The sequence below is a fragment of the Kribbella jejuensis genome (assembly GCF_006715085.1).
GTDB classification, from domain to species: domain Bacteria; phylum Actinomycetota; class Actinomycetes; order Propionibacteriales; family Kribbellaceae; genus Kribbella; species Kribbella jejuensis.
Window position 1 is genome coordinate 997,025 of the sequence record NZ_VFMM01000002.1, and the last position, 25,121, is coordinate 1,022,145.

Below are 25,121 nucleotides of genomic sequence, written 5' to 3' on the forward strand. Positions count from 1 at the left end.
GTGCTGTTATGATCGGCGGATGGAAGATCCCACCGAGCAGAGTTTGTGGGGGCCGGTGCACGAGTTGCTGGCCCGGATGGATGGCGAGATCGGGCGGATCTACACCGACCGGGAGATCAAGGGCCTGAAGCCGACGTACGTACGTGAGCTGCTCCAACTGCACCTCAAGGGCCCGATGACGATCACCGAGCTGGCCGAGGCGACCGGGCGCACGCATTCGGCGCTGAGCCAGAAGGTGTCCGCGATGCGCACAGCCGGCCTGGTCCGGACCGTCCCGGGTGCGGACGCGCGCAGCAAGCACGTCACGCTCACCGCGAAGTCGAAGAAGCTCGTCGAGCTGCTGGCCGCCGAGTGGCGCGCGACCGAGGCGGCGCTCGCGGAGCTCGAGGCCGAGCTGCCGTACCCGATGACCCAGGTGGTCCGCGACGTCGAGAAAGCCCTTGCGAAGAAGAGCTTCCACGACCGGATCGTGGAGAAGTTGGGGAAGCAGCAGTGAAGAAGGCGCTCATCGACCTCGGCCCGCTCCGGGTCCGGACGTACCGGCGGTTGTGGATCGGCCAGGTGCTGTCCGGGTTCGGCGGCCAGCTGACCTTCGTCGCGGTGATGTTCCAGGTCTGGGACCAGACCTCGAGCCCGGCATGGACCGGTGCGGTGGGGCTCGCGCAGGCGTTGCCGCTGATCGCGCTCGGCCTGTTCGCGGGTACTCTCGTCGACCGGCTGGAGCGCCGCCGGATCTACCTGGTCACGACGATCGGGCAGTGGCTGGTCGCGACCGTGATGGCGAGCCAGTTGCTCTTCGGCCGGGTTCCGGTCGGCGTGCTGCTCGCATTGATCGCCGTACAGGCATCGTTCGGGGCCACCGCCGGACCGGTCGCCCGGACCGTACTCCCCAAGCTGCTCTCGCGGGATCAATTGGCCGCCGGGATCGCGCTCAACCGGATCGGGTTCCAGGGCGCGATGCTGCTCGGCCCCGCGCTCGGCGGCGTGATCATCGGTGCGTGGGGTGTCGGTGTCTGCTACCTCGTCGACGCCGTCAGTTTCCTGGCAGCGCTGTACGGCGTACTCGGCCTGCCGCGGATGCAGATCGAAACCACCGCGAAGCCGGGGTTGCGCGGCGTCTGGGACGGGCTGCAGTTCATCGCCGTGACCCCGGTGATCCGCGGCGCACTGATCACCGACCTCGCGGCGACCGTGTTGTCGATGCCGATCAGCCTCTTCCCGGTGATCAACGCGGAGCGGTTCGGCAACAACCCGCGGACGCTGGGATTGTTCCTGACCGCGATCGCCGTCGGCGGGGTCGTCGCGTCACTGTTCTCCGGGTCGTTCACACGGCTGCCGCGCCACGGGCTGGTGATGTTGTGCGGGTCGGCCGGTTGGGGGATCGCCCTGCTGTTGTTCGCGTTCTCGCCGGCGCCGTGGCTGGCGTTGGCGTGTCTCGCGGTCGCCGGTGCAGCGGACACGGTCGCTGTCGTGTCCCGCAGTACGATCGTCCAGCTGCACACGCCGTCGGAGTTGCTCGGCCGGGTCAGTGCGGCCGAGCAGATCGTCGGCCAGGCGGGACCGGACCTCGGCAACCTCCGGGGCGGCGTCGTCGCCCAGCTGACGTCACCGGTCGCCTCGCTGGCGTCGGGCGCGTTGTTGTGTGTGGCGGCCGTTGCGGCGGTGGCTGCGACTACGCCGGGCTTGTCACAGCGCGACGGTGCGGAAGCCGGCGTTGCCCATTGACGACTCCGGCGTGTTCGACGAGCGCGCGGCGTTGCGGTAGCGGTTGCAGTAGGAGTCGTGGCAGAGGTACGAACCGCCGCGCATCACCCGCGCCGCACCGAGCGACGGTCCCGTCGGGTTCGCGGCGGGGGAGAACTTGTAGTACCGCGGGCCGAACCAGTCGCCGCACCACTCCCAGATGTTCCCGACCATCTGCCACAGACCGTATCCGTTGGGTTCGAACGTCCGCACCGGCGCGGTGGTGAGGTACCCGTCCTCCTCGGTGTTCGTCCTCGGGAACTCGCCCTGCCAGATGTTGCACCGCCATTGCCCGTCCGGACCGATCAGCTCGTCACCCCACGGGTACCGCTTGCCGTCCAGCCCGCCGCGCGCGGCGTACTCCCACTCGGCCTCGGTCGGCAGCCGCCGCCCGGCCCACTTGCAGTACGCCGTCGCGTCGTTCCAGCTGACGTGGACGACCGGATGGTCGTCGAGCCCGTCGAGGTCGGACCGCGAGCCGCCCGGATGCCGCCAGTCCGCACCGCGCACCCCGGCCCACCACGGCGTACCGGAGGCCGGCCCCATCACCTCGTCCGACTCAGCCGCCAGCGCAAGATGAAACACCGCCGAGTACCCGAACGTCTCGGCCTCGGTCCGATACCCGGTCGACTCCACAAATCGCGCAAAGTCCGCATTGGTCACGCTGGTCGCATCAATCCTGAACCCCGCCACCTCGACCTCATGCACCGGCGTCTCACCATCACCAACGTTCCCGTCCCCAAGCCCATTACCCATAGCAAACCGCCCACCCCCCAACACGACCTGCTCGACCCGATGCTCCCCCCGCCCGGCAGGCACGACTGGAGGCGCCGCATCCCCATCTCGAGAAGGCGCACAACACGACAGCTGCTCGTCGGCCATAACCGCAGCCTAGGTTCAGTGCCGGAACACCTCGACAGGCAGCTCACCTGACTGAGATCCATGCTTCAGTGGAGATCCAGGAAGTCCCGCAGCCACTGGTCGATTTCGTCGAGGCAGCCCGTATCGATCTGACCTGCCGACCGGCTGACTCGTTCACGGCTGATGGTGCGGGGTTGCTCGGTGAGAGCCCAGCTGGGCTTGCGCAGCTTGAGGCCGGCGCCGCTGAGCCGGACGTGATGGGGCCAGCCACGGTCCTTCGTCGTCACCGGGAGGACGATCGCCAGGTCCGGGACAGCGTCCAGGTAGTCGTTCGCGGCGAGGATGACGGCCGGCCGTTCGCCGAACTGCTCACGCCCACGAGTCGGGTTGAAGTCGACCCACACCACGGCGCCGCGGCGCAGTTCACGCATCAGCCAGACCGTCCTCGCTCGCCTCGTCCCATGCCGCGGTCAGCTCGTCGTAGTCGCTGTCGCGGCCGCTGTCCGCATAGGCCCGGCGCACGGCGGCGAACCGCTGGTGCCGGGCATGCTCCTCCGTCACCCGCTGCAGAAACTCCGCAGCAGTCAGCCCTTCGGCGCGTGCGGACCGCATGATCGTGTCGCGCACATGCTTCGGCACCTTGAGGGAGGTCATCTCGGACATACCGACGAGAGTACCAACCTACTACCAGACAGGGATACCTTTCGGCATACCTTCCGCTATCCCAGCCTCGGTGGGCCTTGGTTGATGCGGTGGAGGACGGGGTCCAGGCGGTAGAAGTCGGGGCCGGTGATCAGTTGGCGTTCGTCCCACCAGGTGGCGCCTGCTTCGGCGAGGGGCTCGATCAGGGGGCGCGGGTCCTCGGACGGGCTGATTCCGCCGACGATGACGTCGTACGGCGTGGTTCGGTCGGCGCGCTGGTTGTTGAGGAACGTGATCAGCTCGCGGACTTCCTCGACCGCCGGCGCCTGGCCGTGGTTGGCGCCGGCGAACAGTGGTACGGCGCCGTCCCAGCGGGCGGCGCGGCGCATCGGGGCCTTGCGCGGCCAGTAGCCGGCGATCCACACCGGCGGGCGCGGGCGCTGAACCGTTGCCGGCAGCAACTCCACGCCGTCGGCGCGGTAGTGCTTGCCTTGGTGGTTCACCCGTTCGCCGGACCAGTACGCGGCCATCAGGTCGAGGCCCTCGTCGAGCCGTTCGGCCAGCACCCGAGGATCGGTCTCGTCGCCGAAGCTGCCGAACTCGTCGGCGATCGGTCCGCCCAGCCCGGCGCCGAAGATCACCCGGCCGCCGCTGAGCGAGTCCAGCGTCGCGACCTGCCGCGCGAGCTGCTCAGGTCGCCGCCGCGCGACCGGCGTGACGAGCGGACCGAGCTTGATCCGGGACGTCGCCAGCGCGGCCGCGGTCATCAGCATCCACGGATCACCGAACGGCTGCCCGCGCCGCTGCTCCTTGCTGTGCACGACGTGATCCCAGAAGAACAGCCCGTCCCACCCGGCCTCCTCGGCGGCGCGAGCCACTCGAGCGACCGTATGAGCATCGGCGAAGTCCCCGAAGTTCGGAATGTTGACAGAGAAACGCATGCTCACAACCGTAGTTCGACGAACGGAATCGTGTCGCCCGGCAGCAGGTACGTCTCGACCTCGACGAACCCGCGCGCCGTCGCGAACCGCAGCCCGTCGACGTTGCTGCTCAGGATGTGCGTCTCGATCCGGTCCGCGAACTCCAGCCCGCGGCGCAAGCAGTGCTCGTAGATCGCCGTACCGAAACCCCGACCCCGGTACGCCGGAAGCAGCCGGGCGATCACCACCGCCGCAGCGGTCTCCTCCGACGGCGGGCGGACCGTTGAGCAGCCGACCAGTACGTCGTCGTCGTACGCGACCTCGAGGACGTTCCGCGTGGATCGCTCGCGGATCTCGTCGACCGACAGCGGTGCCGTCGGGATGATCTCGTTGTGCACCCGCTGCCAGTCCAGCAACGTCGCGTCGTCCTCGACCTGAACAATCCGCAACATCCGGACAGTCAAACAGATCCAGCTGTGGCGGTAGCGTTCGGGACGTGCGCATCCTCTACGTCGGTAACAGCTTCACGTCGCGGAACAACCTGCCCGGGCTGATCAAGGGGCTGGCCGGCGCGCGCGGAATCGAGGTCGAGCACAAACTGATCTCGGCCGGTGGCGCCTCACTGCGGCAGCACTTGAACGCGGGCAAGGCGCTCGAGGCGATCGCGAGCGGCGGCTTCGACACCGTCGTACTGCAGGAGCAGAGCACGCTGCCGATCAAGAGCCCGGACCGCTTCCGGGACAGCGTTCGCGACTTCGACGCGGCGATCTCCGCTGCCGGTCTGCGCACGGTTCTGTACCAGACCTGGGCGCGGCGCAACGCCCCGGAGACGCAGAAGGCGCTCACCGACGCGTACGGCGCGGCCGCGCTGGAGCTCGGTGCGACGCTGGTCCCGGTCGGCATGGTCTGGGAGCGGTTCCTCGCCACCCACGACGAGCCCGCGCTGCACGACGCCGACAACAGCCACCCGGCGCTGGCCGGCAGCTACCTCGCCGCCTGTGTGTTCCTGATCGCGCTGTTCGAGGAGGACCCGGTCGGCATCGACGTTCCCGTCAAGGGCCTCGACACCGCCGGCCTCCTCCAACAGGCCGCGTGGGACATCTGCAGCTCTATGTAGCGTCGTGGAAGACCAGCCCGAGGGTATGACGCTGACCCGAGCGGATCGCGGAGACACCATGCCGCACCGGAGCGGCCGACCACCCGCGGGCCGAGCGGACCGGCCGGTCGCGGGTCGTGAAGACAAGCCCGTGCCCGTGCGGGATGAGAGTCGACGTACCGCGGGACTGGGCGCGTGGACGTTGCTCCACCAGCAGGAACTCGCCGCCGGTGTGGTCGATGCCCGGCTCGTTCAGGTTGATCACGACCTGCAGCGGGAACACCTTGTCGCCGTACAGATCCCGATGCAGTGCGTTCCAGTCGCCGGCGTACCGGAGCAGGATCGGGGTCGGCCGTGTCTGCCCCGCGCGGTGGCAGATCTCCAGCCATTCGTCGAGCGTGTCCGGCCACTCGGCCTCCCGGCCGAGCTTGGCGTACCAGTCCCGGGCGATCGGCAGCAGCCGCGGGTAGAGCGCGTGCCGGAGCGCGTCGATCGGCTCCGGGAACGGCGCGGCGAAGTACTTGTACTGTCCTTCGCCGAACCGGTGCCGTGCCATGTCGATCGTGGCCCGAAACCGGCGCGTGTCGTCGTACATCCCGGCGATCGACGCCGCCTCGCCCGGCGTCAGCAGTTGCGGCAGGAGCGCACAGCCGAGGTCGTTCACCTCCGCCGTGACGCTCTCCCAGTCGGCTCCGGCGACTCGTCGTTCGTACTTGTTCATACCTCCTGAACGGCCTGGCGCAGGATCGTGTGAGTCTGCTCCAGCACGGTGATCGGCGCGAGCATCGTCGCGTCGTCGAGTGGCTGCTCGCGGGTCGCGAGCATGCGGAGGAAGACCTTCAGGCCCGGTACGACGTACTCCGAGTCGAGCCGTACGTCGCTGCTCACGAGCCCGGTGCGCCCGACGAGCTCGGCGTGGAACGGTACCCGGCCGGACTCTGCGGGCTTCACCAGCTGCAATGTGACGAGAACACCGTCGCACCGGTAGCGCACGACGACCGTCGATCCGACGCGCTCGACCTCGACCGGACCGGGCTCGCCGGGTGCCAGACGTCGCGCGAGGTCGGCGGCGTGGATGCCGTAGAAGAAGATGCCGCTGTACTCGCTGTCCGGATCCGCCGGGCCGGTGATCGTGATCGCCTGCAGCTCCTCGGGTGAGTTTCTCGCGAGCGTGTCCGCGTCGGCGACCCAGCGGACCGCGGAGTACGACGTGACCGGCGCACCACCGCGCTTCGCGGCGTCCAGGATCGCCTGCGCGTCCGCCGTACTCGCCGCCAGCGGCTTGTCCACCCAGACCGGTACGCCGGCCTCGAGGAACGGTACGGCGTACTCGCGATGCAGTGCGCCGTCGCGGTTCGTCACGATCAGCGCGTCGACGTCGCCGAGAAGCTCGACCGCGGTCGGGACGATCCTGGTGATCCGGCCCGCGGCGGCGAGCCGGTGGTTCCGCTCGTCATCCGCGCCGACCAGAGCGACGACGCGCGTGTCGCCGGCGATCTGCTGGGCGTTGAGGTGCCGGATGATCTCGTCGGCGTGACTGTTCTCGGTACCGACCAGGGCGATCCGCATCAGTCCTCCAGGTCGACCGGTCGCCCGGTACGCGCGGACTCGTACACGGCCAGCACGGTGGCCAGCGAACGACGTCCGGCCTGCAGTGTGATCGTGGGCGGGCGGCCTTCGCGGACGGCGGCGATGAAGTCGCGGTACTGCGCGAGGTGCGCCAGCTCGATCTCGCCCCAGTCCGCGGGACCTGTCAGCGTGGGCGGCTCGGGCGCCTCGCCGTTCGCGGACGCGAAGTACGCCAGCGCGTCGTCGTCGAGGACCGCCGTACCTTCGTCGCCATGGATCGTCAGCCGCACCGGGCGGCCCGGGTACGCCGCCGTACTCGCGAGCAGGAGCCCGATCGCGCCGCTCTCGAAGACGATCGACGCGCCGGCGAGGTCCTCGACCTCAATGCCTTCGTGCGCGAGCCGGCCGGTCTGCGCGCTGACCTGAACCGGGCGCCCGAGCATCCAGACGAGCAGGTCGAGCGCGTGGATGCCCTGGTTCATGAGTGCGCCGCCGCCGTCCACGGCCAGCGTGCCGCGCCAGTCGTCGCCGTCGTAGTACGACTGCGGACGGAAGAACGCGGACTCCGCGATACCTGAGGTGACCCGGCCGAGCGCGCCGGTGTCGATCGCCGCGCGAATCTGCGCCACCGGCGGCTGGAATCTCCGCTGGCTGATCACCGACACGGTCAGCCCGGTCGCCTGCTGGGCCACAATCAAGCGGTCCGCGGCCTCGAGCGTGATGTCGACAGGCTTCTCGACGATCACGTTCTTGCCGGCTTCCAGGGCTTCGATCGCAGCGTCCGCATGCAATGCGCTGGGCAAGCAGATCCCCACCGCGTCGAGCTCCTCCGCGGCGTAGGCATCGGCCGCCGACGCATACGGTTTCGCGCCGTACTGCTCGGACAGCGTCCCGGCGCGCTCGAGATCCTGGTCGACCACCGCGACCAGAGTGGCGTCGTCACCAAGCGCATCGATGAGACGAGCATGCACGGTCCCGATCGCCCCGGCACCGATCACAGCAAACCGCATGAGACCCCTCTTCACTCGGTGGTGACGTCCGGTTCGTTGCCCGCAGCAAGCGCCTGCAACGCCCGGCTCAGCAGAGATGACATGTCATGCCCAGGAGTCCATCATGCAACCGCTTGCCCTGCAACCGTCTCGCTGATCAGCGGACGACTGCGAAGCGGAAGTTCAGACCGTCGGAGGTGAGGACTTTCAGCGTCGTCGGCGAGACGCCAGGACTGTCGTAGTAGCGAACCCCTTCACCAAGCAGCACCGGGGCGATGTGTAAGACGATCTCGTCGACCAGTCCGGCCTCGAGAGCGAGCCGTGGTACGGCGCCTCCGGTGACCACCAGGTCCTTCGAACCGGCTGCCTTCAGACCGTCAGCCACCACCTCGCGGATGTCGCCGGACACGTACGTGAACTCCGGCACCACCTTGGACGCCGGGTCTTTGCGCGTGTAGATCAGGATCGGCCCGCTCCACGTCCCGCCGTACGGACGGTTCTCGCCCATCACGTCGACCAGCCGCCCACCGCACAGGAACGCCCCGCACCGCGCGATCACCTCCGCGCCCAACCCCGACGACACTCCACCTTCACCGAGGAACATCCACCCCACCCCGTCGTCGCGGTCCCCGATGAAGCCGTCCAGGGACATCGTCATGTGCCAGATCACGCTCATGACCACCAGCCTGCGCCACGCGGATCCATGCGTCTAATGCCAATCCGGAGCGAAACACATAGATAGCATCGATACATGCTCGATCTCGTCCGACTGCGCGTCCTGGCGGCAGTCGCAGCGCACGGCTCGGTCACGGCCGCTGCCGAGGCGCTGCACTACACCCAGCCCACCGTCAGCCACCACCTCGCTCGGCTGGAGGCCGCGACCGGCGCGAAGCTCGTCCGGAAGTATGGCCGCGGCATCCGGCTCACCCCTGAGGGCGAGATGCTCGCCCGGCGCGCCGCGGAGATCGTCGGCCGGGTCGACGCCGCCGACGCCGAACTCGCCGCGGTCGTCGGCCTGCGGGCCGGCCGGGTCCGGGTCGGCGCGTTCAGCTCGGCGCTCAGCGAACTCGTCCCGCCCGCCGCCAAAGAGTTGCGCCGCGACCACCCGAACCTCGAACTCGAACTCACCGACGTCCATCCACGGGTTGCTGTCGAGCAGCTGAGGGCCGGCGAGCTCGACCTCGCGATCGTCTTCGGGTACGACGAGGAGTCCCCCGACGACGGCATCCGCTACACGTATCTGCGCGACGACCCGATCCACCTGTTGAGCCGGCGTACCGGACAGACCCTCGCCGACCACCGGGATTCCGACTGGATCGCAGGCTGCGTGAACTGCCGCCGCGACCTGCTGGAGCACTGCGCGACGGCCGGCTTCACCCCACGGATCGCGTTCACCAGCGACGATATCGTCGTCCAGCAAGCCTTCGTCCGCGCCGGGCTCGGCGTCACCACCATGCCCGGCCTGGCACTCCGCGCCCACCGCATCGCGGGCGTCCGCACCACCGAACTGCCCATCGTCCGGCGCATCCAGCTGGCCGTCTACGGCGACCCGCCCGACCCGCCGGCCACGAGAGCCTTCATAGAAACCCTGAAACGAGTAACACTTGGGTAGGAGTCGTCGGAGTCTCCGGTTGGAGGACCGGGTGATGGGGCACTTGGTGAGCATGGTGAACGTCGGATTGCGCTACGAGCGGATCTGGCGGGCGGCCGTGGGTCTGCTTGCCACGATCGGTGTGCTCACAGCGCTGGTATTCATCTCGCCGGCGACGAATCTCGCCGCATTTCTGGTCGCCGCGCTCACCATGGGCGCGGTCTGCCTGAGTATTGGCTTAGGGCGTGACCTGCCGAACGCCGACCTGCTCCGCGTCGTACCGCGCGGCGCCGTGCTCGGTGGGCTGTGCGTCCTCGCGGTCTGCGGGTACGCCGCCGCCGTCGGCGCGCGGACCGTGGCGCTGCTGCTGCTGGTCGTCGGCGTCTCGCCGCCGGTGGTCGACTGGCTTCGCTCGGGCCGCCCACCACGACCAGTACGGCCGGTGCGACCCGCGCACCCGCTGCGTCGCTCCTCGCTCCACCGGGCCCGTCGGACCGTGAAGAAGAAGTTGCCGAAGGCACCCGTACTGCAGCAGGACCTGCCGATGCCGAAGTACCTGACCGCGGTGGTCCGCAGCGTCTGCGAGTTGAGCGACGAGGAGCTGTGCCTGGCCTGGCGCCGCAGCTTCACCCAGCTCCAGCGCACCGCCGGCGCCGACCGTCGGCAGGCGATGATCGACGTACGCCGCGCCTACCTCGACGAACTCGAACGCCGCCACCCCGACTCGTTCGCCGCCTGGCTGGCCTCCAACCCTCGCGCGGCCGGCGATCCCGCCAAGTTCTTCACTCACCGAGCAGACCACTAGGAGAGATTCTGTGAGCGGTACGGAGACGACCCGGACCGACCGCACGTTCTTCGGGCATCCGCCGGTGCTCGCCAACCTCTTCGGGGTTGAACTCTGGGAACGATTCTCGTTCTACGGCATGCAGGGCATCCTGCTGATCTACCTGTACTACTCCGCTGACCGCGGCGGCCTCGGCATCGACGAGGGGACGGCGACCAGCATCGTCGGCGCGTACGGCGGTCTCGTCTACCTGTCGACGATCCTCGGCGGCTGGCTCGCCGACCGGCTGCTCGGCGCCGAACGCACACTGTTCTACAGCGCGATCGTGGTGATGGCGGGTCACATCGCGTTGGCCCTGATCCCCGGCCTCGGCGGGGTCGCGGTCGGTCTGGTGCTGATCGGGTTCGGCAGCGGCGGGGTGAAGGCGAACGCGACCTCGCTCGTCGGAACGCTGTACGACGAGCACGACGAACGGCGCGACGGCGGGTTCTCGTTGTTCTACCTGGGCATCAACCTCGGTGCACTGGTCGGACCACTGCTCACCGGACTGTTGCAGAAGAACGTCGGGTTCCACTACGGATTCGGTCTGGCCGCGGCCGGCATGTTCCTGGGCATCGTGCAGTACGGCATCGGGCGCCGCCGGCTCGGCGAGGCGGCACGTGAGGTCCCGAACCCGCTGCCGCCCGCCGCGTTGCGTCGTACCGGTCTGATCGCCGCTGCGGTGCTCGTCGTCGTTGTCGTACTGCTCATCTCGGGCGTGCTGCCGGCCTCCCGGTATGCGACCGCGGTCGCGGTCCTGAGCGCGATCGCGGCAATCATCTACTTCGCGGTGATTCTGACCAGCAGCCGGCTGACCGACATCGAGCGACGGCGGGTGCAGGCCTTCATCCCACTGTTCATCGCGAGTGCGGCGTTCTGGTCGTTGTACCAGCAGCAGTTCACGGTCGTGACGATCTACTCGGATCAGCGGCTGGACCGGAACATCTTCGGCTGGCAGATGCCGGTGTCGTTCGTCCAGTCGATCAACCCGGTGATGATCATCGTGCTGTCCGGCGTGTTCGCCGCGCTGTGGACAAAGCTCGGCCCGCGCCAGCCGTCGACGCCGATCAAGTTCAGTGCCGGGCTGGCCGTGATGGGGATCGCGTTCCTGCTCTTCCTCACGATGGCCGGCGGCGGTCCGAACAGCGCCCCGCTGCTCGGCCTCGCCGGCATCCTGCTGGTGTTCACGATCGCCGAACTACTGCTCTCGCCGGTCGGCCTGTCGTTGTCGACCAAGCTCGCTCCGGAGGCGTTCCGCACCCAGATGGTTGCCTTGTTCTTCCTGTCGGTGGCGCTGGGTACGGCGATGTCCGGTGTACTGGCCAAGCTCTACAGCCCGCACCACGAGGGCGCGTACTTCGGCATCATCGGCGGGGTCGCGCTGGTCCTGGGCGGCCTGCTGGCAGTGTCGGCGCGGCCGATCCGGCGGCTCATGAGCGGCGTGCACTGAACGCGGTCTGCAGGTCCGCGGCGATCAGCTCGACCGCGTGGCGTCCTGCCGACAGGACTGCCGGGAAGTTGAGGAAGGCGTGCATCGTGTCGGCGTACTCGACCAGCTCCACGGGTACGCCGTCATGCTCGAGGCGAGCGCTGTACGCGAGCGCGTCGTCGCGTAGCTCGTCCCGCTGAGCCGCGAGCAGCAGGGTCGGTGGGAGACCAATGAGGGTCGAGGCGTGGAGTGGTACGGCGCCTGGCGGGATGTCGCGCGTGCCGAAGTACCACTCGTGCCAGTCGGCGCTCGGGTGCAGGTCGAGGACCGGGTAGCAGAGGATCTGGCGGTCGGGGAGCGGTACGCCGTTGTCGCGGGCGAGCAGGCATGCGCCGGCCGCAAGTGCACCGCCGGCGCTTTGTCCGCCGACGGCGATCCTGCCGTCGCCGTTCAGGTGGTCGGGGATCCATTGGAGCGTGTCGTAGACGTCCTGGAGCCCTGCTGGGCAAGGATTTTCGGGCGCCAGGCGATAGTTGAGTGAGACAACGGTGACGTTGCCTTCGGCAGCTATCCGGGACGTCGCGTACTCGATGTCGCGCAGATCCCCGCCGACGAACCCGCCGCCGTGCAGCCAGAGCAGCACCGGTCTGGGACGGGTCGAATGCCGGTAGACGCGGGCCTGCAGCGTTCGCCCGGGAAGGTCGATCTCGATGTCTTCGGTGGAGACGCGTGGGTCGCGTTCGCCGGCGATCGCCGGGTCCGGCAGGTCCTCGCGGTCGAGGAGGAGTGCCTGGTAGGGGTCGAGGTCGGGGTTGGCCGGCAGATCCGCGAGGTGCTTGAGCAGCGCGTCGGTCTCCGGGCCGAACTGTGGATCGTCGACGATCATGCGATCACCGGCTGCAGATGCCGAGCCGCGTGCGCGTACAGAACCCCGTCCGGCGTCGTCGACACGTACTCCGCCAACGCACCGATCCCGCCGTCGAACCCGCCACCGGTCGAAGGGTCGGCCCAGGCTGCTTCGTCGTACTCGAGGATTTCGGCGATCAGGGCGGCGCCGACGTTGTGGAAGCGGTGCAGCACGAGTTCCGAGGGGATCCGGCGGCCGGCTTCGACGCCGCCGTGGTTGAGAGCGCTGCCGATCTCGGCGGTCTCCCAGCGCGGGTCGAGGCTCCAGTGCAGCCGGCCGGCCCGGGCGTCGCGCAGTACGGCAAGCGTGATCTCGTCCCACATCAGCACGTGCGCGACCAGGTCGTGCAGCGAGTCGCAGAAGTGCCCGAGCGGTCCGTCGTGCACGTCGTACGGAGTCCGGAGTTCTTCTTCGGTCTTGCCCTCGAGCCGGCTGAGCAGCAGTTCCTGGTCGCGGCGGATCATCCCGGCCGCCTGCGCCGGGGTCGTCGTCGGTGTACGCATGCCGACAATCAACCAGCCGGCGATCCGCGCGGCCGGTGGATTGCGCGAAGTGCTCAATCCACCGCGCGGTACGTCGACATCTTGGCGCGGGCGCCGCAGGTGTTCATCGAGCACCACCGTCGGCGCCCGGGCCGACTCGTGTCGACGAACAGCAGTGAGCAGTCGTCGGAGGCGCAGGCCCGGATCCGGTCCGCGTACGGCCCGGTCAGCAGCTCGATCGCGTCCCTCGCCAACGTGCTGAGCAGATCGGTCGCGTCGAGGGGTGCAGGCTCCAGACCGAGCTCAGGCGTGAGACGCGGGCCGGGGAGCCGGCGGCTGCTCCAGCGGTTGACCACGCCGACGTCTGCCGTGACCGCCGTACCGGTGAACAACCTGTACAGCGCCTCGCGCAGTTCGATCGCCGTCCCGCGCACGGCGGGGGTGACCGCCGGCGCCTCCTTGGTCAGGCCGGACTCCTCGAACCATCGGGCGAGGTCGTCGGTCTCCGGGATCCGCTCGAAGGGCGTCTGTTCCCGCTTGCCGAGCGTCGCCGTGAAGTCGACCGACGAGCGGCCGCCGACCCAGGTGAACTCCGTCCGCATGGGGATAGTCTATCATCGTGTTACCAGTTAAACCGGTAACGGAGGAGTTGAGCGTGAAGATCGGGATCGTCGGCGCAGGCGGTGTGGGTGGGTACTTCGGCGCACGGCTGGCGGCGGCCGGGGAGGACGTCGCGTTCGTGGCGCGAGGCAAGCACCTCGAGGCGATCACCTCGGACGGGCTCGTCGTCCACAGCCCGGAGGGCGATCTGCAGTTGCCGGTCCAGGCGACCGACGATCCGGCTCAGATCGGCGTGGTCGACTACGTGCTGCTGTGCGTGAAGACCTGGCAGCTGCCCGAGGTGATCGAGTCGATCCGCCCGCTCGTCGGCCCGCAGACCGCGATCGTCACGGTGCAGAACGGCGTTGAGGCGCCGGACCAGGTCGCGCAGGTCTACGGGCAGGACGCCGTCCTGCCGGGGGCCGCCGAGGTGATCGCGTACGTCGAGAGTCCCGGAGTGATCCGGCATCTCGGCAGCGGGAAGCTCAACTTCGGCGAGTGGGGCAACGGGACGACGCCGCGGGTGGAGCGGCTGCGGGACGTGTTCGTCGGCGCCGGGCTGCAGGCCACGATCCCGGAGGACATCTGGGTGGCGCTGTGGACGAAGTTCCTGTCGGTGGTTCCGACGGGCGGGTTGGGTACGGCGACCGGTGCCGGGTACGGCGTACTCCGCAAGCAGCCGGCCACGCGCCAGTTGCTCACCGAGGCGACCTCCGAGATCCGCGATCTCGCGCGGGCCCGCGGCGTCCAGCTCGCTGCGGATGTTGTCGACCGGACGCTCGACTGGATCGACCAGCTTCCGCCGGACGGGACCACGTCCCTGCAACGCGACCTGATCGCCGGCCGCCCGTCGGAGCTCGACGCGTGGACCGGAGCCGTCGTCCGCCTCGGCCGCGAGTCCCGCGTCCCGACGCCGATCAACACCCTCCTGTTCGAACTCGCCTCCGCCCGAGTGCTTGCCACCAGCAACTAGCCCCGCCGGAACGGGATCGCCGCCGCAACCCACCTCCACCCCGGTGTGGTGGCCGGGGTGGCTGGCGGTTCTGCATGGTCAGTGGTCGATGTGGGCGTGGAGGCGGGTGTCGGGGGTGGGCTGACGGTCGCGGGTGAGGACCGCCGCGAACAGTGCGCACAGGGTGATGCCGTAGATCGCCACGCCGAGGGGGAGTGCGCTTGTCATGCTGAGGCCGATCATCACCACAGCCCACACGCCGGCGACCAGGGCGGCGTACCGCTGCCACCCGGTCCACGAACGCAGTACGACGACCCCGGCGATCAGCAACCCGACGGCCGTGAGGGCGACACCCAGCCCGAAGAACGCGCCGACCACCTGCGGACCGGTGTCACTCAACCGCTGGTCGGCGATCGGAATCGACGCCAGCTCCGCCAGGAACAACACCAACGTCCCACCGCCGGCAATCCCCGCCCCGACCCGACCGGCCCGCCGCGGTAGTGCGCGGAGGAAGGCGAGCAGCCCGCAGAAGACCAGCAGGTGGAGTACGGCGTACCCGATGGAGACCGGGATGAAGGCGTCCGCGCTCCACGGGTAGCTCCAGAGCTTGTCGGAGATCGTGGACGCGGGCTTGACGACGGCCTCGACGCCGATGCCGGTCAGTGTGGTGACGGCTGCGCCGATCAGGCCGATGACGGACAGGTTGCGGTTCATGGTTTCCACCTTTCGAAGACTGTGGTTCGACGGTAGGAACCGGTGGTTGCCGTGCGCATCGGCAGCAGTACGCCGTTCGACGTAGGTGTTAGCACTGTGGCGGCGACGGCCCGGCGCTGCCACGATGGTGGCGTGGGAGGGCGACGGGCGGCGGTGGCTGGGATGTTCGGTACGGCGGTGCTCGCGGAGCTCGCCGCGATCGTCCTGTCGTGGCGGCTCGAGCCGGCGTACGACACGCTGCTGTACGTACTGTTCAACCTGGCCGCGGTCGGCGCGGGTGCGGTGATCGCGTGGCGGCGGCCGGAGAACACGATCGGCTGGCTGTTCCTCGGGTTCGGCCTGCTGAACACGCTGGCGTCCGACCTCGCCCACGGATGGGGTCTCCGCGCGGCCGCGGAGGGGTGGCCGGGCGGCCCCGTCGGCGAGGCGGTGTCGGCGGTCAGTTGGCTGCCGAGCGGGTACGGCTGGATGCTCACGTTCCTGCTCTTCCCGACCGGGCGACTGCCCGGACGACGCTGGCGTGTGGTGCCGTGGATCGGTGCGGCCGGCCTGCTGATCAGCATGACTGCGTGGACGCTGAGCCCGGACCGAGGCCGCGACTTCGTCTCCGGGCGCAATCCGATCGCGGTCGCGAGCCTTCCGACGGGGTTGCTGCTCGGCATCGGGATACCGCTGTTCCTCGGTTCGCTGGTCGCGGCGGTGGCATCGCTCGCCGTCCGGTTCCGGCGGTCCGAGGGCCTGGAACGCCAGCAAATGAAGTGGTTCGTGCTCGCCGCGGCCGTCGCGGGCGTCGCGCTGCCGACCAGCTTCGTTCTCTGGTACGTGAGCCCCGCCGCGTCGGTGATCGCGGCGGTCGCGCTGACCGGTCTGCCACTGGCCGCGAGCGCGGCGATCCTCCGGTACCGCCTGTACGACATCGACTTCTTCATCAGCCGGACCGTCGCGTATGCGGGCCTGACGGTCCTGCTCGTCGCGGCGTACGCGGTCGTGACCGTTGCCCTCGGCACCTTCCTTGGGAGCGGGTCGGCATGGACGGTCGCGGTCGCGACGCTGGTGTGCGCAGTGCTCTTCCGGCCGCTGCGGACGCGGATCCAGGATGTGGTGGACCGCCGGTTCAACCGATCGCGGTACGACGCTCTGCAGCGGATGACCGCGTTCCTCGACGACGTACGTTCCGGTCGGCGGCCGCCGGAGGACGTCCAGGCGGTGCTCGGCGAGATCCTCGGCGACCCCGGGCTGGAACTTCTTGTGTTCCTTCCGGAGAGTCGCAGGTACGTCGACCTCGCCGGCGCGGACCGGGATGACGCCGACACCGATGCGCGCCGGCGGATCGCTGTCGCGCGCGGCGATCAACCGGTCGGTGTTGTGCTGTACGACGGAACGAGCCCGCTCGGGCCGGAGCTGGTACGACGGGTCGTCGAGCAGGGCGGCCTCGCCGTCGAGATCGCCCGGCTGCGCGCCGAGCTCAACGTCCAACTCGTCGAGGTGACGGCGTCCCGGGCCCGCATCGTCGCCGCCACCGAAGCCGAACGCCGCCGCATCGAACGAGATCTCCATGACGGAGCCCAACAGCGCCTGGTCTCGATCGGACTGGCCCTGCGCCACGCTCAACATCAGTTGGGTGATTCCCCGGTACGGGCGACGTTGGAAGGAGCCGTGGCGGAGGCGACCGTCGCGATCGGGGAGTTGCGGGAGTTGGCTCGGGGGCTGCCGCCCAGTCAGCTGGATGCCGGGCTGGGGCCGGCATGTCAGGAGCTGGCGCGGCGGGCTCCGGTGGCGGTGTCGGTGCGGATGCCGGAGCGGCGGTTCGACCGGGGTGTCGAGGCGGCGGCGTACTTCATCTGCTGTGAAGGTCTGACCAACGCGGTCAAGTACGCCGCCGCGAGCCGGGTCGAGCTGATCGCGGACCACGACCGCGAGCACCTCGTCGTCCGGGTCGTCGACGACGGCATCGGCGGCGCCGCACCGCGCGGCGGCACCGGACTCACCGGTCTGGCCGATCGCGTCGCCGCGCTGGGCGGTACGTTCCACGTCGACAGCCGACCCGGTGCCGGTACGACGCTCGTCGCGGAGCTGCCATGCGGATCGTGATCGCCGAGGACCAGGTGCTGCTGCGCGAGGGTCTGCGGATGCTGTTCGTCGACGGCGGGCACGAGGTGGTCGCGGCCCTCGGCGACGCGGACGGCCTGCTCGACGCGGTCACGACGTACCGGCCGGATCTCGTCGTCGCGGACATCCGGATGCCGCCGACGCACACCGACGAGGGCGCGCGGGCGGCGCAGGCGGTGAAGCGCGCGCATCCGGAGCTCGGCGTACTCCTGCTGTCGCAGCACATCGAGACGCAGTACGTCGTGGAACTCGTGGCGCTCGGCGGGTTCGGTTACCTGCTGAAGGACCGCGTCCTCGACGTGGCGGAGTTCCTCGCCGCGGCCGAGCGGGTCGCGCGCGGCGGATCGGCCCTCGATCCGCAGGTGGTGGCAGGTCTGATGGCGCGCCGCGACCCGCTCGAGACGCTGACGGACCGCGAACGCGGCGTCCTGGCGCTGATGGCCGAAGGACTCACCAACAGCGGCATCGCCAAACGCCTCTACCTCAGCGAACGCACGGTCGAGGCCCACGTCCGCCACCTCTTCACCAAACTAGACCTCCCCGAAACCGAAGACGGCCACCGCCGAGTCCTCGCCGTCCTCGCCCACTTGGGGAGTGTCTGACGACCTACGCCGGCCGGTTGTTTCACGCCTGGCGGGTTGTAGCAGGCCAGCGATCACGCAACCCACCAGTGGCGGGGCGGCTCAGTCGTCGGCGAGGCGTTGGAGGAGGGTGGCCAGGGTTTGTCGTTCGTCGGGGGTGAGGCGGGCGAGTTGGCTGAGCATTACGTCGCGGCGTTTTTCGCGCAGAGTGGTGAGGATCTGGCGGCCTTCCGGCGTCAGGTCGACGAGGATGGCCCGGCGGTCGTCCGGGTCGGGTTGGCGGGCTACCAGGCCGGCGGCTTCCAGGTCGTCGACGACCGAGGTGGCCGAGCGCGGGACGATGCCCAGGCGGGCGGCCAGGTCGCTCAGGCGGATCGGCTGGGCGGCGTTGTCGAGGGTGCGCAGTACGCGGAACTGGCCGTGGGTGACGCTCTCCCCGAAACCCTCGCGCGAGGCCCGGCGCTGACGGCGGATGATCCGGTCCAGCAGAGCGGCGATCTGCTCGGCGGCGTCGGGCGAGTCGTCAGGCGCGTGCATGCGCAGAGCCTAGTGGCCCCCGTGCGTGCGGCTCGATCGCGCGCACGGGGGAATAGGCGAGGATGTTGTGAGGTTTGCTCATAGTGAGTTAACCTCAGTATATCTTGGTCCTGGACGAAAGGAACTGCATGTCGCAGATTTCCGGAATTCCGGGCGGGGGAGGCGGCGGTGGGCGGGCGATGCGCTCGCTGCTGAAGGACTCCTCGGTCCGGCATCACAAACTGTCGGCGGGTACGCTCCGCCGGATCCTCGGGTTCGCCCGCCCGTACCGCGGCTATCTGGCCGCCTTTCTCGTGCTGGTCGCGTTCGACGCGGCGACCGGCGCCGTCACGCCGCTGCTGTTCAAGGCGATCATCGACAAGGGCATCGTGCCGGGCCACGCGAAGGTGGTCGTCTGGCTGGCCCTCGTGGTCGCCGCCCTGGCGCTCGCGAACAGCGCGATCACCCTGGCCGAGCGCTGGTTCTCGGCACGGATCGGCGAAGGTCTGGTGTACGACCTACGCACCGCGGTGTTCGACCACGTCCAGCAACTGCCCGTCGCGTTCTTCAGCCGCACGCAGACCGGCGCACTCATCCAGCGGCTGAACGGCGACGTACTCGGCGCACAGCAGGCGTTCACCTCGACGCTGTCCAACGTGGTCAGCAACCTGCTCAGCGTCGCGCTCGTGCTCGGCGCGATGTTCGTGATGTCGTGGCAGATCACGTTGCTCGCCCTGGTCGTCCTGCCGTTGTTCGTGATCCCCGCCCGGTTGCTCGCCGGGAAGTTGCGCGAGGCAACGGCCGAGACGTACAAGCTGAACGCCACGATGGCGCAGACCATGACCGAGCGGTTCAACGTCGCCGGCGCGGTGCTCGCCAAGGTCTTCGGCCGTACCCAGGACTCGTCGCAGGACTTCGCCGGCAAGGCCGCCCGGGTCCGCGACATCGGTGTCACCACGGCGATGTACGCCAGCGTCTTCCGCGTCTCGCTGACCCTGGTCGCGGCGCTCGCGGTCGCGCTCGTGTACGGCGTGGGTGGTGTACTGGCGGTCGCCGGGACGCTCGGGATCGGCACGGTCGTCGCGCTGACGGCGTACCTGAACCGGCTGTACGGGCCGCTGACCGCGTTGTCGAACATCCAGGTCGACGTGATGACCACGCTGGTCAGCTTCGAGCGGGTGCTCGAGGTGCTGGACCTCGAGCCGATGGTTGCCGACCGCAAGGACGCGAAGGTGCTCCCGGCAACGGCGGAGCCGTCGATCGAGTTCGACCACGTGTCCTTCCACTACCCGTCCGCCGAGGAGGTGTCGCTCGCCTCGCTCGAGTCGGTCGCGACGCTGTCGGCCGAGACCGGCGACGAGGTCCTCAGGGACGTCACCTTCACCGTCGAACCGGGCCAGCTGGTCGCCGTCGTCGGGCCGTCCGGTGCCGGCAAGTCCACGCTCTCGTCGCTGGTCTCCCGGATGTACGACGCGACCGGTGGGGCCGTACTGGTCGGCGGTCACGACGTCCGCGAGGTGACGCAGAGTTCGTTGCGCGCGGCGATCGGGGTGGTCACGCAGGACTCGCACATGTACCACGACACGATCCGGCAGAACCTGCTGTTCGCGCGGCCGGACGCGACCGACGCCGAGCTGCACCAGGCCCTCGAGGCCGCGCAGATCGCCACGCTCGTCGACAGTCTGCCGGACGGGCTCGACACGGTGGTCGGGGATCGCGGGTACCGGCTGTCGGGTGGTGAACGTCAGCGGTTGGCGATCGCCCGGCTGCTGCTGAAGTCGCCGTCGATCGTGATCCTCGACGAGGCGACCGCGCATCTGGACTCCGAGTCCGAGGCCGCCGTCCAGACCGCGCTGGCGAACGCCCTGGTCGGCCGCACGTCGCTGGTGATCGCGCACCGATTGTCAACCATCCGGCACGCCGACGTAATCCTGGTCCTCGACGAGGGACGCATCCAGGAACGCGGCACCCACGAGGAGCTGCTGGCGCACGGCGGCCTGTACGCCGACCTGTACGCGACCCAGTTCGCCAAGGCCGCCTGACCATTTGCCGGACCCCCGGTCGCGGAACCAGTGGCGGCCGGGAGAGGATCCGGGTATGAGAGATCGGATGACTGCGGCCGCCACCGAGTCGCCCTACGACGCCCGGGTGACCGAGTTGACGTACGACGCTCCCGCGGCGAACTGGCTCGAAGCGCTCCCGCTCGGCAACGGCCGGATCGGCGCGATGTGGTTCGGCGGTACCGGGCAGGACCGGATCGCGCTGAACGACGAGACGCTCTGGTCGGGCAGTCCCGCGACGACTCGGCGGCTGGCGACGCCACTGGGTGAGGTCGGCGCGGACGCTCTGGCGCGAGTGCGGGCCGCGGTCGCGGCCGGTGACGTGCGGGCGGCGGAGGAGTTGGCGGGCGGGTTCCAGAGCGGGCATTCGCAGGCGTATCTTCCGCTGGGCGACCTGCTGCTGGACTTCGAGGGTGGCGAGGTCACGGGGTACCGGCGACGGCTGGATCTGGACACGGCTGTCGCTCGGGCGGAGTACACCGTTGCCGGGGTCGAGATCTGGCAGGAGGTGTACGTCAGTGCGCCGGCGCAGGTATTGGTCCTACGTCTGGTCGCTTCGCAACCGTTCACGGTGACACTCCGCTTCACGTCGAAGCTCCGTGCGACCACGGAAGCAGTCGGCGACAACGGTCTGGCCTTGCTTGCCACCTGTCCCTCGTCGGTCGCTCCGCCGCACGGCAACGCCGCCGAGCCGATCCAGTACTCCGACGGCGACGACCGCGGAATGAACGCGGCCGCCGTACTGCGCGCTCACACCGACGGAACGATCACACCGTCCGGCGAGTCGCTGACGCTCACGGGCACCGACCTGTACGTCGTCCTCTCGACTGCGACGGGCTACGAAGGACCGCACGCAGCACCAACCCGCACCCACGAGGAGTGCCGCGACGCGGCAGACGCCGCCGTGCGGCAGGCGCTCACCCGCTCCGCGAGCGAGGCGAGCGGGGCGGAGCGCGGTGGTGGTCGGGTGGTTGGTGGGGTCTTGCGGGATGAGCATGTGCGTGACTACCAGCGGTTGTTCCGGCGGTCGGTGTTGCAGTTGCCGTCCGACGTGGAGTCGACGACCGATCGGCGGTTGGTGGAGGCGGGGGACGACCCCGGGCTGGCGGCGTTGATCTACAACTTCGGGCGGTATCTGATGATCGCGAGTTCCCGCCCCGGCGGGCTCCCGACCAACCTGCAAGGGATCTGGAACGAGCATCTGCAGCCGCCGTGGAGCAGCAATTACACGGTCAACATCAACACCGAGATGAACTACTGGCCCGCCGAGACCACCTCGCTCAGCGAGTGCCACGAGCCGCTGCTCACGTACGTCAAGAACCTCGCGCAGGCGGGACGCCGTACCGCGCAGACCCTGTACGGCACCAGCGGCTGGACCGCACACCACAACGCCGACGCCTGGTGCTGGAGCGCCCCGGTGGACGGCAACCCGAAGTGGTCGAACTGGCCGCTGGCCGGGGTCTGGCTGTGCCGGCACCTCTGGGACCACTACGCGTTCACCGGCGACCGCGAGTACCTGAACGACGTCTGGCCGACCCTGCGCGGCGCCGCCGAGTTCGCCAAGGATTGGCTGGTCGAGCTCCCCGACGGCACCCTCGGTACCTCCCCGTCCACCTCACCCGAGAACGAGTTCATCGCGGCTGACGGCCGACCGGCCTCGGTCACCACGTCCTCGACGATGGATCTGTCCTTGATCGCCGACCTCTTCGACCGCTGCATCCAGACCGCCGCGGCGCTCGACCGCGCCGATCCGTTCGTCGACGAACTCCAAGCAGCCCGCAAGCGCATCCCGGACCCGAAGATCGGCGGCCGAGGGCAACTCCAGGAGTGGCTCGACGACCTGCCCGAGGCCGAGCCGCTGCACCGGCACACCTCACACCTGATCGGCCTGCACCCCGGCGACCAGATCACCCCGGACGGTACGCCGGAACTCGCCGCGGCCGCCGCCCGTACGCTCGAACTGCGCGGCAACAAGAGCACCGGCTGGTCGCTGGCGTGGCGGATCTCCCTGTGGGCAAGGCTCCGCGAAGGCGCCGCCGCGTACCGCCTGGTCCGCGAGCTCCTCAAGCCGGCGGGCGACTCCAGCACCGACTACGTGGGCGACGGATCGGGGCTGTACCCGAACCTGTTCTGCGCGCACCCGCCGTTCCAGATCGACGGCAACTTCGGCGCGACGGCCGGTATCGCGGAGATGCTGCTGCAGAGCCACACCGGTGAACTGGAGATCTTCCCGGCGCTGCCGGACGCTTGGCCGGAAGGCTCGATCACCGGCCTCCGCGCCCGCGGGGGTGTGGGCGTCGACCTCACGTGGTCACCCAGTGCAGCAACCGCCGTACTCACTGCCGGCTGCGACACCACCGTCGTACTCAGGCACGGAGACCGCCGCGAGGAGGTGTCGCTCGCCGCCGGGGTCCCGCAGACCTGGACGATCAGGTGAGGTCGCGGAGGTGCAGGACTGTACCGCTGTCGAGGTCGCGATCGAGCAGCGACCAGATCCCGCGGGCTGCCGTCTCGGGTTTGTCCAGCTGTCCGCGGGCCTCGAGTCGGCGGAAGCGGTTCGACACCGGGACCTGATCCGGATCGGCAGCGCGGAGTTCGGCCTGCATGTCGGTGTCGAGCGAGCCGGGTGACACCGAGATCACCCGGCAGCCGGGACTTCGGTGCCGCTGCTCCAGCCCCACCGTCCGGACCCACTGGTCGATCGCCGCCTTGCCCGCGCAGTAACTGGATTCACCTTCGTGCGGGCGGTGCGCGGCACCCGACGAGATCATGATCAGATGCTGTTCACAGGAAAGCCCTGAGACCGCGCTGAGAAAAGCATGTCCGAGAATCTGAGCGGCCGCTGAGTTCAGCAGGACATTTCTCGTGTATTGCACGGTGTCGACCCGGTCCGCCGGGCCGAGCGGTGTCAATGTGCCGGCATTGTGGATGAACACCACCAGTTCCGGGTCCTCGGCTTCGATTCGTTGCCGGAAGTCCTTCTCCACCACCGGCCACGAGTCCGGATCGGCCAGATCCACCGCGACGTGGTGCACGCCCGGCGTCCCACCGCGACGGGAGATGTCGACCAGTTCGGCGCCCTCGAACGGGACCGTCGCCGCGAGTGCGGCACCGAGCCCTGCCGAAGCGCCGGAGATCCAGATCAGAATGCGGCGCAGTGGAATCACCGCGTTCCCCCCGAGCGCAGGCAAAAATCCAGCATCATGCAGTTCCCCCCTGCATTCCCCAACGTGGCTGTGCACGAAGAGCCTACGACGCGAACCCCCTGATTCGAACCCCTGTCGGCGTTTCTGACCACCAGCGACCGTCCGCTCGCCGCCTGCAATTCCGCTCGATCAGCGCCCACCCGTGGTACTAGCCTCGGCGGGTGGATGACTGGGAGTGGGACGAGACGTTGTATGCCGGGAGCGCGGCGCACTACGCGGTCGGGCGGATGGCGTATCCGAAAGCGTTGGGTGCAGCGCTGCAGACCGAGTTGGGGCTGGACGGGCGCGGGCGGTTGCTGGACGTCGGGTGCGGACCCGGTCCGGTGACGCTGTTGCTCGCGCCGTACTTCGCTGAGGTGGTCGGCGTGGACGCGGATGCGGACATGCTCGACGTGGCGGCCGGGCGGGCGGCGGACCTCGGCGTGCACAACGCGACGTGGAAGCAGTTGCGCGCGGAGCAGTTGCCGGGAGGGCTCGGGACATTCGACGTGGTGACGTTCGCGCAGTCGTTCCACTGGATGGATCAGCCGCTGGTGGCACGGGTGGTACGCGGGATGCTCTCCGACGGGGGAGCCTGGGTACATGTCGGCGCGACCACGCATCGTGGCGTCGACGGGAGCGCGGAGTTGCCGCATCCGCGGCCGCCGTGGGGTGCGATCGACGAGCTGGTGACGCGGTACCTCGGTCCGGTTCGGCGCGCCGGGCGCAGCACGCTGCCGAGGGGTACGGCGGGTGGCGAGGAGGACGTCATGCGCGCGGCCGGGTACGCCGGACCGACCCGGATCGTGGTCGGCGGCAACGAAGTGGAGGACCGGACCGTCGACGACGTGGTCGCGGCGGTGTTCTCGTTGTCGAGTTCGACCCCGCAGCTGTTCGGTGCCGAGCTGCCGGCCTTCGAGGCGGAGCTGCGTGAACTGCTGACCAAGGCCGCGGACGACGGCGTGTTCTCCGAGCAGCGGCGGGAGATCGAAGCAGTGATCTGGCGCTGAGGATCAGCTCAGGAAGCTGAGGAAACACACAGCGGCCGCGGATTCACCGCGGCCGCCGGGGTGTTTTCGGCTCAGGACTGGTTGTTGTCGTCTTCCGAGCCGAGCCGGTCGCGGGCGAAGTCCTCGCCCTTCTCGATCTGGTCCTCGTACTTGTCGCCGGTCTTCTCGTTGGCGAAGTCACCGGCCTTGTCGAGGCCCTCGTTGACCTGGTCCGGGTGGTCCTTCGCCAGGTCCTCGGCCTTGTTCTTCATTTCGTCGAACATACCCATCGTGTATCCCCGTTCCTTCGATGGTTGCTTTCCACTACCTAGCCCGTGGTACCCGATCCGGCCGATTCCACAC

At 69.1% G+C, this 25,121-nt stretch carries 28 protein-coding genes; 12 read left to right on the plus strand and 16 right to left on the minus strand.

Annotated features, from left to right (window positions below):
* Positions 1-19 precede the first annotated feature (19 nt).
* Positions 20-496: a MarR family winged helix-turn-helix transcriptional regulator gene (locus FB475_RS24775; protein WP_202878487.1), complete on the plus strand. Its 477-nt coding sequence runs from the start codon at positions 20-22 to the stop codon at positions 494-496.
* Complete coding sequence (locus FB475_RS24780) at positions 493-1,725, plus strand: MFS transporter (protein ID WP_141858955.1); 1,233 nt, start codon at positions 493-495, stop codon at positions 1,723-1,725. Before FB475_RS24775 ends, FB475_RS24780 begins: the two co-directional genes overlap by 4 nt.
* Here FB475_RS24780 and FB475_RS24785 read toward each other — a convergent pair.
* The 5 genes from FB475_RS24785 to FB475_RS24805 form a co-directional block, all read right to left on the minus strand.
* Positions 1,687-2,625, minus strand: coding sequence for a formylglycine-generating enzyme family protein (locus tag FB475_RS24785; protein WP_141858956.1), 939 nt, complete (start codon positions 2,623-2,625; stop codon positions 1,687-1,689). The two genes, FB475_RS24780 and FB475_RS24785, sit on opposite strands and share 39 nt — an antisense overlap.
* Before the next feature lie 65 nt (positions 2,626-2,690).
* Positions 2,691-3,035, minus strand: coding sequence for a type II toxin-antitoxin system PemK/MazF family toxin (locus tag FB475_RS24790; protein WP_141858957.1), 345 nt, complete (start codon positions 3,033-3,035; stop codon positions 2,691-2,693).
* Positions 3,028-3,267, minus strand: coding sequence for a hypothetical protein (locus tag FB475_RS24795; RefSeq protein ID WP_141858958.1), 240 nt, complete (start codon positions 3,265-3,267; stop codon positions 3,028-3,030). The genes FB475_RS24790 and FB475_RS24795 overlap by 8 nt, the downstream gene beginning before the upstream one ends.
* Positions 3,268-3,323: 56 nt before the next feature.
* Positions 3,324-4,187: an LLM class flavin-dependent oxidoreductase gene (locus FB475_RS24800; protein ID WP_141858959.1), complete on the minus strand. Its 864-nt coding sequence runs from the start codon at positions 4,185-4,187 to the stop codon at positions 3,324-3,326.
* A 2-nt stretch (positions 4,188-4,189) separates the two neighbouring features.
* Positions 4,190-4,618, minus strand: coding sequence for a GNAT family N-acetyltransferase (locus tag FB475_RS24805; protein ID WP_141858960.1), 429 nt, complete (start codon positions 4,616-4,618; stop codon positions 4,190-4,192).
* A gap of 44 nt (positions 4,619-4,662) precedes the next feature.
* Between FB475_RS24805 and FB475_RS24810 the strand changes: the two genes are divergently transcribed.
* The gene (locus FB475_RS24810; protein ID WP_141858961.1) at positions 4,663-5,283 is read left to right on the plus strand and encodes an SGNH/GDSL hydrolase family protein; all 621 of its coding nucleotides are present in this window, start codon (positions 4,663-4,665) and stop codon (positions 5,281-5,283) included.
* On the opposite strand, the gene FB475_RS24815 is transcribed toward FB475_RS24810, so the two are convergent.
* From FB475_RS24815 to FB475_RS24830, 4 genes are all read right to left on the minus strand, one after another.
* Positions 5,276-5,983, minus strand: a complete 708-nt coding sequence (locus FB475_RS24815; protein WP_141858962.1) for a 2OG-Fe(II) oxygenase — start codon at positions 5,981-5,983, stop codon at positions 5,276-5,278. The two genes, FB475_RS24810 and FB475_RS24815, sit on opposite strands and share 8 nt — an antisense overlap.
* Positions 5,980-6,831 carry a Gfo/Idh/MocA family protein gene (locus FB475_RS24820; protein ID WP_141858963.1) on the minus strand — a complete coding sequence of 284 codons (852 nt, stop codon included), beginning with the start codon at positions 6,829-6,831 and terminating at the stop codon, positions 5,980-5,982. The genes FB475_RS24815 and FB475_RS24820 overlap by 4 nt, the downstream gene beginning before the upstream one ends.
* Positions 6,831-7,841 (minus strand): Gfo/Idh/MocA family protein, encoded by a 1,011-nt coding sequence (locus FB475_RS24825; protein WP_141858964.1) that lies wholly within the window; start codon positions 7,839-7,841, stop codon positions 6,831-6,833. The genes FB475_RS24820 and FB475_RS24825 overlap by 1 nt, the downstream gene beginning before the upstream one ends.
* A gap of 136 nt (positions 7,842-7,977) precedes the next feature.
* Positions 7,978-8,496 (minus strand): dihydrofolate reductase family protein, encoded by a 519-nt coding sequence (locus tag FB475_RS24830; RefSeq protein ID WP_141858965.1) that lies wholly within the window; start codon positions 8,494-8,496, stop codon positions 7,978-7,980.
* Positions 8,497-8,571: 75 nt separating this feature from the next.
* On the opposite strand from FB475_RS24830, the gene FB475_RS24835 reads away from it, so the two are divergent.
* From FB475_RS24835 to FB475_RS24845, 3 genes are read left to right on the plus strand one after another with little or no spacing between them, the layout of a single operon-like run.
* On the plus strand, positions 8,572-9,432 hold the full coding sequence (locus FB475_RS24835; RefSeq protein ID WP_141858966.1) for a LysR family transcriptional regulator: 861 nt from the start codon (positions 8,572-8,574) through the stop codon (positions 9,430-9,432).
* A 34-nt stretch (positions 9,433-9,466) separates the two neighbouring features.
* Positions 9,467-10,216: a hypothetical protein gene (locus FB475_RS24840; protein ID WP_141858967.1), complete on the plus strand. Its 750-nt coding sequence runs from the start codon at positions 9,467-9,469 to the stop codon at positions 10,214-10,216.
* A gap of 10 nt (positions 10,217-10,226) precedes the next feature.
* Positions 10,227-11,684 carry a peptide MFS transporter gene (locus FB475_RS24845; protein ID WP_141858968.1) on the plus strand — a complete coding sequence of 486 codons (1,458 nt, stop codon included), beginning with the start codon at positions 10,227-10,229 and terminating at the stop codon, positions 11,682-11,684.
* On the opposite strand, the gene FB475_RS24850 is transcribed toward FB475_RS24845, so the two are convergent.
* The 3 genes from FB475_RS24850 to FB475_RS24860 are packed head-to-tail and all read right to left on the minus strand — an operon-like array spanning position 11,665 to position 13,654.
* On the minus strand, positions 11,665-12,549 hold the full coding sequence (locus FB475_RS24850; RefSeq protein WP_141858969.1) for an alpha/beta hydrolase: 885 nt from the start codon (positions 12,547-12,549) through the stop codon (positions 11,665-11,667). The two genes, FB475_RS24845 and FB475_RS24850, sit on opposite strands and share 20 nt — an antisense overlap.
* The gene (locus FB475_RS24855; RefSeq protein ID WP_141858970.1) at positions 12,546-13,073 is read right to left on the minus strand and encodes a hypothetical protein; all 528 of its coding nucleotides are present in this window, start codon (positions 13,071-13,073) and stop codon (positions 12,546-12,548) included. Before FB475_RS24855 ends, FB475_RS24850 begins: the two co-directional genes overlap by 4 nt.
* A gap of 53 nt (positions 13,074-13,126) precedes the next feature.
* Positions 13,127-13,654, minus strand: coding sequence for a CGNR zinc finger domain-containing protein (locus tag FB475_RS24860; protein ID WP_141858971.1), 528 nt, complete (start codon positions 13,652-13,654; stop codon positions 13,127-13,129).
* Between the two features lie 53 nt (positions 13,655-13,707).
* Between FB475_RS24860 and FB475_RS24865 the strand changes: the two genes are divergently transcribed.
* Positions 13,708-14,625 (plus strand): 2-dehydropantoate 2-reductase, encoded by a 918-nt coding sequence (locus tag FB475_RS24865; protein ID WP_141858972.1) that lies wholly within the window; start codon positions 13,708-13,710, stop codon positions 14,623-14,625.
* A 78-nt stretch (positions 14,626-14,703) separates the two neighbouring features.
* Here FB475_RS24865 and FB475_RS24870 read toward each other — a convergent pair whose 3' ends face one another.
* Positions 14,704-15,318, minus strand: coding sequence for a hypothetical protein (locus FB475_RS24870; protein ID WP_141858973.1), 615 nt, complete (start codon positions 15,316-15,318; stop codon positions 14,704-14,706).
* A gap of 132 nt (positions 15,319-15,450) precedes the next feature.
* On the opposite strand from FB475_RS24870, the gene FB475_RS24875 reads away from it, so the two are divergent.
* Entirely contained in the window at positions 15,451-17,409 is a 1,959-nt protein-coding gene (locus tag FB475_RS24875) for a sensor histidine kinase (protein WP_141858974.1), read from the plus strand.
* A complete protein-coding gene (locus FB475_RS24880; protein WP_141858975.1) occupies positions 17,397-18,029 on the plus strand; it encodes a response regulator transcription factor in 633 nt (210 codons plus the stop codon). The genes FB475_RS24875 and FB475_RS24880 overlap by 13 nt, the downstream gene beginning before the upstream one ends.
* Before the next feature lie 81 nt (positions 18,030-18,110).
* Here the strand turns inward: FB475_RS24880 and FB475_RS24885 are convergent, their stop codons facing one another.
* Positions 18,111-18,545: a MarR family winged helix-turn-helix transcriptional regulator gene (locus tag FB475_RS24885; protein WP_141858976.1), complete on the minus strand. Its 435-nt coding sequence runs from the start codon at positions 18,543-18,545 to the stop codon at positions 18,111-18,113.
* A gap of 128 nt (positions 18,546-18,673) precedes the next feature.
* Here FB475_RS24885 and FB475_RS24890 point away from each other — a divergent pair, with 128 nt between their 5' ends.
* Complete coding sequence (locus FB475_RS24890) at positions 18,674-20,566, plus strand: ABC transporter ATP-binding protein (protein WP_141858977.1); 1,893 nt, start codon at positions 18,674-18,676, stop codon at positions 20,564-20,566.
* 55 nt (positions 20,567-20,621) lie between these two features.
* A complete protein-coding gene (locus tag FB475_RS24895) occupies positions 20,622-23,021 on the plus strand; it encodes a glycoside hydrolase family 95 protein (protein WP_141858978.1) in 2,400 nt (799 codons plus the stop codon).
* Here FB475_RS24895 and FB475_RS24900 read toward each other — a convergent pair.
* Positions 23,014-23,775 carry an SDR family NAD(P)-dependent oxidoreductase gene (locus FB475_RS24900; protein WP_185759416.1) on the minus strand — a complete coding sequence of 254 codons (762 nt, stop codon included), beginning with the start codon at positions 23,773-23,775 and terminating at the stop codon, positions 23,014-23,016. The two genes, FB475_RS24895 and FB475_RS24900, sit on opposite strands and share 8 nt — an antisense overlap.
* A 176-nt stretch (positions 23,776-23,951) precedes the next feature.
* On the opposite strand from FB475_RS24900, the gene FB475_RS24905 reads away from it, so the two are divergent.
* On the plus strand, positions 23,952-24,779 hold the full coding sequence (locus FB475_RS24905) for a class I SAM-dependent methyltransferase (RefSeq protein WP_238332397.1): 828 nt from the start codon (positions 23,952-23,954) through the stop codon (positions 24,777-24,779).
* 71 nt (positions 24,780-24,850) lie between these two features.
* Here the strand turns inward: FB475_RS24905 and FB475_RS24910 are convergent, their stop codons facing one another.
* Positions 24,851-25,042, minus strand: a complete 192-nt coding sequence (locus FB475_RS24910) for an antitoxin (protein ID WP_238332398.1) — start codon at positions 25,040-25,042, stop codon at positions 24,851-24,853.
* Between the last annotated feature and the right edge of the window lie 79 nt (positions 25,043-25,121).